12 protein-coding genes and 1 pseudogene are annotated in these 12,134 nt (G+C 35.9%); all 13 read left to right on the top strand.

Translation table 11 applies throughout. The features are described 5' to 3' along the window. Positions 1 to 165: 165 nt before the first annotated feature. Complete coding sequence (locus HMPREF1548_RS16495) at positions 166 to 1,428, top strand: glycosyltransferase family 4 protein (RefSeq protein ID WP_021637491.1); 1,263 nt, start codon at positions 166 to 168, stop codon at positions 1,426 to 1,428. 21 nt (positions 1,429 to 1,449) lie between these two features. Next, a complete protein-coding gene (locus tag HMPREF1548_RS16500; RefSeq protein WP_051358420.1) occupies positions 1,450 to 2,025 on the top strand; it encodes an acyltransferase in 576 nt (191 codons plus the stop codon). Continuing rightward, positions 2,022 to 2,693: an acyltransferase family protein gene (locus HMPREF1548_RS16505; RefSeq protein ID WP_021637493.1), complete on the top strand. Its 672-nt coding sequence runs from the start codon at positions 2,022 to 2,024 to the stop codon at positions 2,691 to 2,693. The genes HMPREF1548_RS16500 and HMPREF1548_RS16505 overlap by 4 nt, the downstream gene beginning before the upstream one ends. A 14-nt stretch (positions 2,694 to 2,707) precedes the next feature. Next, a complete protein-coding gene (locus HMPREF1548_RS16510) occupies positions 2,708 to 3,064 on the top strand; it encodes a hypothetical protein (protein WP_021637494.1) in 357 nt (118 codons plus the stop codon). Between the two features lie 57 nt (positions 3,065 to 3,121). Beyond that, a complete protein-coding gene (locus HMPREF1548_RS16515; RefSeq protein ID WP_083493004.1) occupies positions 3,122 to 4,285 on the top strand; it encodes a Coenzyme F420 hydrogenase/dehydrogenase, beta subunit C-terminal domain in 1,164 nt (387 codons plus the stop codon). Between the two features lie 23 nt (positions 4,286 to 4,308). Then, positions 4,309 to 5,184, top strand: coding sequence for a glycosyltransferase family 2 protein (locus HMPREF1548_RS16520; RefSeq protein ID WP_035322552.1), 876 nt, complete (start codon positions 4,309 to 4,311; stop codon positions 5,182 to 5,184). After that, entirely contained in the window at positions 5,181 to 6,233 is a 1,053-nt protein-coding gene (locus HMPREF1548_RS16525; protein WP_021637497.1) for a polysaccharide pyruvyl transferase family protein, read from the top strand. The genes HMPREF1548_RS16520 and HMPREF1548_RS16525 overlap by 4 nt, the downstream gene beginning before the upstream one ends. 23 nt (positions 6,234 to 6,256) lie before the next feature. Further along, positions 6,257 to 7,336, top strand: coding sequence for a glycosyltransferase family 4 protein (locus HMPREF1548_RS16530; RefSeq protein ID WP_021637498.1), 1,080 nt, complete (start codon positions 6,257 to 6,259; stop codon positions 7,334 to 7,336). Positions 7,337 to 7,814: 478 nt separating this feature from the next. Next, positions 7,815 to 7,943 (top strand): annotated as a pseudogene (locus HMPREF1548_RS31050) (DapH/DapD/GlmU-related protein); the annotation flags it as partial. Positions 7,944 to 7,998: 55 nt separating this feature from the next. Beyond that, a complete protein-coding gene (locus tag HMPREF1548_RS16540; protein ID WP_021637500.1) occupies positions 7,999 to 9,084 on the top strand; it encodes a glycosyltransferase family 4 protein in 1,086 nt (361 codons plus the stop codon). Positions 9,085 to 9,095: 11 nt separating this feature from the next. Beyond that, on the top strand, positions 9,096 to 10,226 hold the full coding sequence (locus HMPREF1548_RS16545; protein WP_021637501.1) for a glycosyltransferase: 1,131 nt from the start codon (positions 9,096 to 9,098) through the stop codon (positions 10,224 to 10,226). A gap of 122 nt (positions 10,227 to 10,348) precedes the next feature. After that, a complete protein-coding gene (locus tag HMPREF1548_RS16550; RefSeq protein WP_083493005.1) occupies positions 10,349 to 11,590 on the top strand; it encodes an O-antigen ligase family protein in 1,242 nt (413 codons plus the stop codon). Beyond that, positions 11,587 to 12,134: acyltransferase (locus tag HMPREF1548_RS16555; RefSeq protein ID WP_157065700.1), on the top strand; the 548-nt coding region annotated here is incomplete at its 3' end. The genes HMPREF1548_RS16550 and HMPREF1548_RS16555, both read left to right, overlap by 4 nt.

Genomic DNA, 12,134 nt, shown 5'->3' on the forward strand with positions numbered 1-12,134 from the left:
GGGGGGGGGGTACCAGCCCATTTTATCACTACAGTAGATGCATATGCTGAGAAGTGTTTGCAAAATACGCCTAAGTATGACTTGGAAAATTATAAGAAAAACTTTAAAGACGAAGTGATGAAAATGCTTAGTCAATCAAAATAAAGTTGAAAGGCATTGAAATAAGTGAAGAAAAATAGGTTATTAATTTATGCGCACTACTATGTGCCTGACACAGCATCTACGGGTCAGATTCTCAAAGAACTCGCCGAAGGAATGCTGGATACATTTGATATTACGGTAATTTGTGTTGTGCCAAGCTATCTTGGTACGATTGAGGATGAATATAAAACTCAGAAGTACTACGAGGAGAATATCAACGGCGTAAAGGTTTTGCGCATCCGCGTTCCAGAGTTCAGCAAGGTAAATAAAATGAGCCGCATCAAAAACATCCTCGGATATTTCTTTGGAGCGATGGCAGCCACCTTCAAAGTAGGCAAGCAGGATTATGTGTTTTCTATCTCCCAGCCGCCTATCCTCGGTGGACTTATCGGCGTTTGGGGCAAATGGATGAAGCACGCCAAGTATATATATAACATTCAGGATTTTAACCCAGAGCAGGTGTTGGCTGTTGGGTATAGCAAGAATAAGATTGTTACGGACTTGATGATGTGGTTTGACAAGTTCAGCTGTAAGAGAAGCGATCTTGTTATTACGGTTGGTCGTGATTTGATTGACACACTGAATGGGCGTTTCAAAGGTAAGAAGCCGAAATCCGCTCTGATTAATAACTGGATTGATGAAACCGAAATCTATCCTTTGGAAGCTGGAAATGAACAGGTTGAAGGCTTTAAGAAACAGTACGGACTGGATAGTAAGTTCGTCATCATGTACAGCGGAAATATCGGTCTGTATTACGATCTTGAAAACCTGCTGAAAGTGATCGAAAAGTTCAAGCCGGGTACAAAAACGGCAGATGGCAGAGAAGTTATGTTTGCATTTGTCGGTGCTGGTTCAGTTTTGGAAAAGCTGATCATGTACAAGGAAAGCCACAATATGGACAATGTGGTATTCATTCCTTACCAAGGCAAAGAAGATTTGATTTATAGCCTGAATGCTGGAGATGTCCATTGGTGCGTAAATGCTAAGGGTATCAAAGGTGTAAGCTGTCCAAGCAAATATTATGGTCTGGCTGCTGCTGGAAAACCGATTATCGGTGTGCTGGAAGAAGGCTCCGAGGTTCGCTGCTTGATCGAAGATACCAAGGGCGGTCTTTGCTGTAATCCCGGGGACTATGAGCAGATTGAAAAGAATATCCAGTGGTTTATTGACAATGTTGGAAACGGCGATATTGCTGCAATGGGGCAGCGCGGACACGATAATTTGATTGAGAATATGACGAGAGAAAAGAGCGTTAAAAAGTACGCAGAAGAAATTCTCGGCTGTTGATGGATTTGGAGGATGAACAGGATGAACAGTAACTGGTTCAAGGTACTAATGAAAGCTGCAAAAGTTGAATATGGAAAGAACCTGTTGCTGAAAGGTGTACCGGTTATCTTTAATAAAGGCGGTGCCGAACTTAGAATTGGCGATAATGTAACGGTTAAGAGCAGTTTCCTTTCCAATCTGGTTGGGCTTTACAGCCGGACAATTATTGTGACAAGAGTTCCAGAAGCTGAAATTGTAATTGGTGACAATGTCGGCATTTCAGGAGCAACCATTTATGCCAGAAAGGGCATTTATATTGGTGAAAACACATGTATTGGTGGCAACTGTAAAATTCTTGACAATGATTTTCACCCTATTGATACCGAGGATAGATTGAAGCTTCTGCAGGATATCCACGGTGGAGACAGTGATCTGATACCAAGCCGAGAGATACATATCGGTAAGAACTGCTTTATTGGTTGCAATACTATTATCCTGAAGGGAACTGTTCTTGGGGATGGTTGCGTTGTTGGTGCTGGCGCAGTGGTTAGTGGTAAGTTTGAGGATAATTGTGTGATTACTGGAAATCCAGCAAAAGTGATTAGGAGACTGAGATGAAAATATTTTTAGTTTTTTCACTGCTTTTATTAGTGCTTTATCTGCTGGGTTTTTATAAAAAAGTATCGTCAGAATGGTTTGACCAGAAAAGCACGACAGTATTAAAAGGATTTTCTATTCTTACGATTGTGTGGGCACATGTAGGTGCGGGGTTAGGCGTAGGTGGTATTCAATTTATAGCGGGAATTGGTGTGGTAATTTTTTTAATGACTTCTGGTTATGGATTGGAAATGTCTTACAAGCAGAATGCATTGAAAAACTTTTGGAATAAGAGATTGATCAAGGTTCTGATTCCTTTTTGGTTCGTTGAACTGATTGGTTTGATAGCAACAGGACATTTCGATATTTCCGTATTTATTAAGGACATGTTGTTGATTGAGCTGGCGACAGCTTATGGATGGTATATTGGATATATTGTGGTTTGCTACATTTTATTTTATGTCACGAAGAAATTGATTTTCCCCAAAAGTTCGGCGACAATTTTCATTGTGTTTGGTATTTGGTTTGTATTAGACAGTGTGTTCTTTGCAAATCCTGATATGCCTTTTTTGCGGGCAAGGCAGATGTTTTGTTTTCCAATAGGAATTTGGATGGCGGATAATAAAGAACAAGTAACAGAGAAGCTTTCAACTAAGATATCGGCACTTCTTATTATGGGGGCTGCATAACAGGTATCTTCTTTATGGCTATTACACAACTCCAGACGATTAAGAGTTTACAATATTTGGTATGCAACACTTTGTCTTTACTTACAGTCCTTCCGTTGGCAATAGGTGTTGTTGTGATGAGCAGGGGATGTAGTCGGCTGTTCGATAATTGTTTCTTGTTGTTTGCTGGAGCGATTTCTTATGAAATTTACTTTGTGCATGCCTTTACATTGAGTTCAGTTGAAGAGAAAATTGGAAAGGTATTGTTATTCATGATAATAACAGTCGTTCTGGCAGTTGTGTTGCACTATGGGTTAAAAAAGTTTTGGTGGAGAAAAAAGGCTGAATTAACAGTAGTTTTCTCTATGAAAAATGAAGAGCAGTATGTTTGAGGACAACTGCGTAATAGCTGGTAATACAGAGAAAGTGATTAGGAAGCTGTGATTAAAATGGTTTCAAATATGGGCAAAGAAAAAAATAAGTGTTGTGGGTGTCAAGCATGTGCTGCTTCTTGTCCTACTGGTTCTATCGAAATGGTAGAAGATGAGGAAGGCTTTTTATATCCCCAAATTAATTTTACGACATGTATTCATTGCGATAAATGTGAAAAAAATTGTCCAATTGTGAAGCGTGAAAAGGGCAATGAATTTATTAAATGTTATGCTGTAAAACACAAGGATACCGGAGTTAGGTCTGCTAGCAGATCGGGTGGGATTTTTACTGCAATATCTGACATTGTCCTTGAAAAAGGTGGTGTCATTTACGGTGCAAAATTAACAGAAAGTTTGGAAGTCAAACATATCAGATGCATGTCCCAGACAGAACGTAATTCCATGAGAGGATCAAAATATGTTCAATCCGTTACAGATAAAACAATTTATGAAAACGTAAAAAAAGACTTAATTAAAGGGCGCGAAGTATTGTATAGCGGTACATCGTGTCAAGTGGCGGCATTAAAATCATATTTGGGAATAGAATATAAGAATTTACTGTGTATGGATATTGTTTGTCATGGAGTTCCTAGCCCAAAAGTTTTTCGTGATTATATTAAATATCAGTCCAGTAAAATGAAGAAGCCAATAACCAATGTGGATTTTAGAAATAAAAAATCATATGGTTGGGCGGGACACGTGGAAACCATTACAACAGATGGTGGAAGAAAAAAAGATTCTTGCCTGTACACAATGCTATTCTATCAGCATAAAATACTAAGACCTGTTTGTTATGTGTGTCCTTATAAAGGACTTATGCACCCAGGTGATTTAACTATAGCGGATTATTGGGGAATTGACAAAGCTTTACCAGGATTTAGTGATAATAAAGGAGTTTCACTTGTGCTTGTCAATACGCATAAAGGAAACGATGTATTGGAATTGGCAAAGCACCAAAGTACAATAGAAGCAATTGAGACTGATATCAATAAAAGTATGCAACCACCATTGAAGGAGCCATTTAAGGAACCAGCAAACAGAGATTTATTTTGGGCTGATTATCAGCAAAATGGATTTGAGTATATAGCAAAAAAGTACGCAGGTAAAAGTTGGACTTGGGTTGTGAAGTATCGAATTAAGAAAATTCTAATGGACTTACATCTATATAAAGTCACAAAATGAACCGGCCAAAAGGAGAAAAATCTATGGTTGATTTAACAATTATTATTCTCACAAAGAATGAGGAACAAAACCTGAAAAAGTGCATAGAGTCATTCCGTGGTATTGCAAAGAGAGTGGTAATTATTGATAGTTATAGCACAGATAATACGGTCGGTTTGGCAAAATCACTCGGAGTAGATGTGTATGAACATATATTTGAAAACCATGCAGCTCAGTTTAACTGGGCACTGGAAAATATCGACTTGAACACAATGTGGGTTGCTAAAGTGGACGCTGATGAGGAATTTACATTTGAGTTATCACAAGAAATTGATGAAAAGTTAGATAATTTACCACCAATTGTTAATGGCGTAATTCTCCGCCGTCGAGTTTATTTTATGGGGCGTTGGTTAAAGCATGGTGGTAAGTACCCAGAGCTTCTCTTGCGTATCTTTCGTGTTGGACATGGGATGTCTGAAATGAAGATGATGGATGAACATTTGATAATTACGGATGGCCAAACAGTACAATTTAAACATGATTTCAGTGATGATAACAATAAAAGTTTAGAGTGGTGGATTGGTAAACATAATTGGTATTCTAATAGAGAAGTGTTCGATCAGCAGATGAAGGAGAATGGGGGAAATGCAGAAAAATCTGTAAGTGAAACCGCTACGTCTGTTCAAGCTAAAGTAAAACGTTTAATAAAAAATCATGGTTATTATAGTCTGCCTAAATTTTATAGAGCGCATTTGTATTTTATCTATCGCTACTATTTAAGATTGGGCTTCCTTGATGGGACGGAAGGGAAGATTTATACATTCTTGCAGGCTTATTGGTATCGTTACCTAGTCGATGCAAAAATGTATGAATGTGAAAAAAACGGAAATAAAATGACAGAACAGAGGGATTTAAAATGAGAAATGTTGCAACTATTACATTTGGATATAGTCAAAATCTTGGTGCATTATTACAAGCGTATGCTTTGCAGCAATATATTATGGAATTGGGATATAATACGAAAATTATTCAATTCAAAAATTTTGACAACTGTCCGTTTGAAACTATAAAGGGTATTTTAGATGGGTTTAGCGATATTATCTTTTTCGGAAAATGTAAAAAGAAAATAGATAAAATCAATATATTTAGAAAGAATTATCTGAAATTTACGGAAAAATGTTATAAAAGTGCTGAAATGATGGATGAATTGAATAATCAATTTGATACTTTTGTTGCAGGAAGTGATCAGATATGGAATGTTCATAAAGGCATAGTGGATGAATTTTTCTTATCATTTGTTCATGATGATAGAAAGAAAATAGCATATTCAGCAAGTTTTGGACTCTCAAAATTGCCATCGGAGTATATTGATGGGGTAAAAAAAGGGCTGAGTAGATTTGATAATATTTCAATTAGAGAAAAATCAGGAGTAGCAATAGCTAAAGAAATAGCAGGCTTCGATTGTCCTCAAACATTAGATCCGGTATTCTTGTTACCGAAAGAACGTTGGGAGAGGTTTTGTGAGAAACAGCTTGTGAAAGAAAAATATATTTTCGTATATCCAACACAGATTACAAAGAACCTTACATATGTTGTAAAAAAAGCAAAAAAGGAATTAGGTTACAAGGTTTATTCTCTATTTTATTTTGCAGGTGTAGATGTAGTGGTAAAAGATGCAGACCCAATTGATTTTATAAATTATATTCGTTACGCTGAGTTAGTTATAGGTTCCTCCTTTCATGCAACTGCATTTTCTGTAATATTCAAAAAAAATTTGTGCGTTATTCCGCATAATACAACTGGCTCCCGTGTAGTTGATTTATTAACGGATATTGGCTTAAATGATTGTATTGTAACTTCGGATAATATAGGATTTGAGCGTGTGGATTATACCATCGCAAGAGATATGCTTCAGAAAAAAATAGATTTTTCTAAAGAGTATCTTTCAAGTGTTTTGATGAATCAGTAAAATGATGAGGAGTTTGAACAAATATGAACAATATTACTAAAAAGGTGCTTTTAGTAGCACCACTTCCGCCTCCAGTAGGAGGAATTGCTTCATGGGCGATTTCAATGTCGCAATGTGAGTTCCTTGATGGATGGAAACTGGAAAATTTTCGAACTAATTTTGAGCAGAACGAGGTATATGGACATATTAATGTAAGCAGAAATTGGGGATATGAAATAAAGCGGTGCTTAAAAATTTGGATTGGAATAATTAATAGATTGTCTGAAGACAAAGAAATCAAAATTGTTCATGTAAATATACCAGCCAACTTAACCAGTATGACCAGAGAATGTGTTACAGCGGTCATAACTAAATGTATGCACAGGAAAACTGTTGTACATTTCCATTGTACGGTTCCACAAATAGTCCAAAAAAAAATGCAATTTATGGTTTTCAAGTTGTTGTGTAGGTTATCCGGAAATATTATTGTTTTAAATAAAGCATCACGGGAATTCGTGGAGAAAAATACAAAGTCAAAATGTTTTCTGGTGCCTAATTTTGTAAATAACAATCTAATTAGACAAAAGGATAAGAAGATAAATGATCGTGTAAAATGTGCTTTATTTGTTGGTGGAGTGATTGATAAAAAAGGTTGCCGTACAATTATTGAGGTGGCAAAAACATTTCCAGAAGTGCAGTTTAGAATGGTTGGACACATTTCTGAGGAATATAAGACAATTGATTTGCCTTCTAATGTGAAATTACTTGGGACTAAAACGGGAGAAGACCTTCGAAAAGAATATGAAGAGGCAGATGTATTTCTCTTTTTATCTTATATGCTAAATGAAGGCTTTTCAATCGCATTAACTGAAGCAATGGCGTATGGATTGCCCTGTATCGCAACTGATTGGGCAGCGAACAAAGATATGCTGGGGGATGATGGCGGGATTATTGTACCAATCAAATCACCAGAAAAAGTTCGAGAAGCATTGCTGCAAATCGATAATGTTAAATTTAGAGAAAAAGCTTCGAAACGAAATGTTGATACGGTTCGGAAATATTATTCACAGGATGTTATACCATGTAAATTGTCGAAGGTATATACAGATATACTTAGGAATTAGAACAATTAGTGAAAGATGGAACTTACGTAAATGTCTTTGATTCATGGTAATCTTCTTACAAAGGATGATGTGCAAACCGTAACGAAAAGATATAGGGGGGAATGTAAATATGTGGTATAACCTTCAATGGTATTTTAGAGTGATATATAATTTAGTTCGATTACCGCTAGTTTTTTTGATTAACAGAGGAAGAGTCAGGTTTGCTATAGTACAGAAATTGTCTCCAGGTGCAAGCATCATTGTTGGTAAAAGAGGCAAGATTGAATTGAGACCAAGGGTAATTGCGGAACGTGGTTCATTAATTCAGTGTATGGGTGGAAAATTGACTCTTGGTTATAAAACTTATGTGAATAGAAACAGTTTGATTGTTTGTCACACAGGTATATCTGTTGGAGATTATACAACAATTGGTCCGAATGTCTGTATATTTGATCACGATCACGATTTAGAAAACAGAAATCAATTTATTGCAAAACCTATTGAGATAGGAAGCCATGTGTGGATTGGAAGTAATGTTACAATATTAAAAGGTGTCAAAATAGGCGACGGTGCAGTTATTGCAGCAGGGACGATTGTTACAAAGAATGTACCAGCAAATACAATAGTAAGTATGGATATAAGTTATCGTTTTAAAGAAATTAAGCGATAGATGGAGAAAGATAATGAAAAAAGTTTTGATTGTATTACCTCATTTTCGAACTGGTGGAGGACAACAGCTGGCTATCGATGAAGCTATTGAATTAAACAACATGGCAGAATTTGATGTAACAATTATGAGTTTGTGCCAGAAGGAAGATAATATTTTTACTCATAAAATTGAGTTTAATAATTTGCATACTGTTTATTTAAGTAAAAAGGAAGGTTATCATATACCGACTTTCTTTACTGTGATAAAAAAAGTGTTTGAAATGAAACCAGACATTGTCCACACACATTTGTTAGCCTTGGCATATTTTTTACCGGTATCAATTGTATATAGGAAAGCAAAATACTTCCATACAGTTCATAGCGTGGCTGAAAAAGAGGCAACGGGTATTTTTCGAAAAATAGAAAATGCTTGTTATAAAATTGGGAGATTTGTTCCAGTAGCTATCTCAGATTATTGCGCAAAAACAATTGCTCATCTTTATGGAATGTCTATAGATAGAATTCCTATCATCTATAACGGTATAAGTACTGAACGATTTAAATGTGTTGTCCCATATTCTGAACGTGATAAGAAAATAATCACCTTTATTTCGACGGGAAGAATGGAAGAAGTTAAAAGACACACATTGATGATTCAGGCATTTGCAGAAGTGCATAAGTCTTTTTCTAATACGGAACTAATATTTCTTGGCGATGGACCGTTAAGGAAAAATGTTGAAATTGAAATTGAGAGACAAAAACTGAAAGAAAGCGTGATTTTAAAAGGTGTTGTTGATAATGTTCAAGAAGAATTAAACAAAGCGCATATCTATTTGATGTGTTCTCAATATGAAGGATTGCCACTGTCTGTCTTGGAAGCAATGTCTTGTGGACTTCCTGTAATTGCAACAAAAGCAGGTGGAACAGTAGATGTGGTCAATTCACGTACAGGAATTATATGTGATGTTGATAATAAAAATCAAATTATTGAAGCAATGCTTCAACTTTGTGCAGATGAAAATCTTAGAAGAGATATGTCTAAAAACGCATTAATTGAATCTGTGAATTTTAGCGATAAAAAGTGTGCAGAGGGATATGCTAAATTATTTTGTGAAGATTAGGGAGGATTGGCATGAAACTTATGTTGGTTGTAGATGCATTCGGAGGCGGTGCCGGGAATGTAATGCAAATTTTAGCTAGAGAATTTAATGATCATGGGCACAAAGTTTCACTTGTCCTTCTAAACGGTAAAATTGTTGAGCCTAAATATGATCTTTCAGGGGTTAAAATTTATGATTATCCCCTTGGTAAATACGCACATGGAAAAACCCCAGTGGATAAGGTTTATAAATCAGTTAGATTTATTCGAAAGTTGATACTGGATATAAAACCAGACTGTATAATTTCTTTTTTAAGTGAGTTGAATACACTTTGCTGTATGGCCAATCATTCGTTAGGCAAAAAGAAAGTTCCAATAATTATTTCAGAAAGAAATGATCCGTCTAAAGAAAAATTAAAGGGATATTGGGAATTTCTGCGTAATCATACGTACAAATATGCAGATAAGATTGTAGTTCAGTGCAGTAATTTTAGATCACTTTGCAATGGGAAATTTGATCAGAAGGTCTCGATTATTGCCAATCCTATTTTGCAACCGGTTGAGAAAAAAGTTCATTGTGAACATGATAAAATTGTTGCAGTTTCGCTGGGGCGTCTCAACAAACAGAAAAACTTTTTCTGGCTGATAGATCGCTTTGAAAGGCTTAAGAGTGAATGCCCCAATTTGCAACTTCGAATTTATGGATCAGGAAATCAAGAAAACGAATTACACGCCTATATTGAAAAACTGGATTTAGGAGATGCAGTTTCCTTGATGGGATATGCAGCTGAACCACATAAAATTCTTTCCGATGCTGATATTTATTTAATGTCATCGGATTATGAGGGCTTTCCGAATGCGCTAAGTGAGGCTATGGCCGTTGGCTTACCATCAGTATCTAGACTTTGCCATGAAGGTTTGCGTGATTTAGTGAATGACGGAGAGAATGGTTATTTGTTGAATCCGAATGATACATATGGTTTTGAAAACGCTGTGATTGAGCTGGCTTCCAACTTTAACACCCGAAAGCGGATGGGTGAAAATGCCATGCTTACCGTAAAAAAATTCGGTGTTGATGAGGTGGTCGCTCTATGGGAAGCAAATATTATCGAATTGGTAACGGGGCAGGTGCACCATGGTGAAAACAAAGATACCCGGAGATGATTGTTGGATAAACTTGTACAGTAAAGAAGCTAATCTTGCTTGTATTTCGGAAGTTAACTGAGGACAACAATAAGAGCTATCTCTATTTTGGCGTACTACTAATGAAAATGAATAGGGTGTAGATGATGACAATAAGAATTCCAAGGTGGAATCCATACATAATAACAGTTTTATTTCTGTTTCCTTTTTTTGAACCATTGTCTTTAAGATATACTTTGCATGCACCATTTAATGTGGAATTTGCATTTTATTACTATAGGACAATAGTATCATTGATTGCGATTTTTTATTATTTCTATAACAAAAACGGTCGAATGAACAGAAATATTTTCGCAACATTGATATATATATTCGCATATATTGTAACTTCGTTAATTACGTTTTCGATTAAACTTGATGCGGCATTTTACTTTGTTGTTGCGATTTTAGGGATTGCCTGTTATTTTCGAACAGTTGTACATAAATGGCAGTACAAAGCTTTAAAAGCCGTGATTGTGCTATTGGCTGTTTTGTTGACAGTAAATTTGATTTGCATAATTATATATCCAGATGGTGTCTATACTTTAAATACTGCAATACATACAACTGATATGGGTTGGAGATGGAATGAGTATCAGAGAATTAATTTTTTATCAAACGACAACGGATTTATGTACTACATAATGCCACTCTGGATGTCTTGTTTACTTTGCTTTTGTAATAACAAAATTGGAAAGAAGGCATTGGTAGTATGTTTATTTGTAATTAATGCAAATGTATTTTTAATTTGGAGCGCAACATCTATTGTGGGAGTCCTTTTTTTGGATATTTTTACAATAATATTACTAGTAAAGAAAAAAGCTATTCTCTCATGGAATATTACCAGTGTATCAGTCCTAATTGCGCATATTCTTGTCGTAGTGGTACAAATTCAAGACTATTTTATGAATTTTATTGTCGGTTTTCTGCACAAAGACCTGACATTAACTGGAAGAATTTTTATTTGGGACAAAGCTATTCAAATGATATTGCAGAGTCCGATATGGGGATATGGTACAAAAAATTCATTTTATGTGGTTCCTATAAACGGCACCAACTATGCACCTCATAATATGTTATTGGCCTTTTTATTAGAAGGTGGAATTATTCTTTTTTGTGCATTCATTTGTTTGGTTAATACTAGTTTTAACTATAGTATGTGTGAGAATGACAATGAAAAAAAACAGATATTATGCGCAGTAATTCTTGTATATGGAATTATTGGCATTGCAGAGACGCAAATTGGATCCTATGGATTTTGGAGCACAATCGCATTGGCGGGTGCTTCCGTTGATTTGTATAGTACGAATAACAAAAGTATCTTGAGAATAGGAGTAAAAAGGTGAGTCTATACATAGGTTTGCATAGAAGAATTGGTAAAACAAGAGAAAAACTATGCACGATGAAAGCCAAGGCATTATTTTATACGCATGGTGATATTAAGGTCGGAAAAAATTGTGTAGTGCGGGGTAATGTTTATATCTCCAATTGTGGGAAGATAAAGATTGGAGATAATGTAAGGATAAATTCTGCTAACTGGGCAAACCCTATCGGTGGCGGTGAAAGAACCAATTTTCAAATTATGGCCGGAGGGTTGTTGACAATAGGAGATTATACGGGTATTTCCAACTGCTCCATTACGGCCGCCAATTCAGTGAAAATAGGAAATAATGTATTAATAGGGGCTGGAGTTAAAATTTATGATACCGATTTTCATCCGTTAGAAGCAGTGTATCGGTATGGAATTGAAAAAGATAATTCAAAAATCAGAGCAAACCCCGTGGTTATTGAAGATGGAGTGTTTGTTGGCGGAGGAAGCTATATTCTAAAGGGCTCACATATAGGAAGAAATTCTATTATAGGGGCAGGTTCTGTTGTAGCGGGGGGGGG

It is taken from the genome of Clostridium sp. KLE 1755, from assembly GCF_000466465.2.
Lineage (GTDB): Bacteria > Bacillota > Clostridia > Lachnospirales > Lachnospiraceae > Eisenbergiella > Eisenbergiella porci.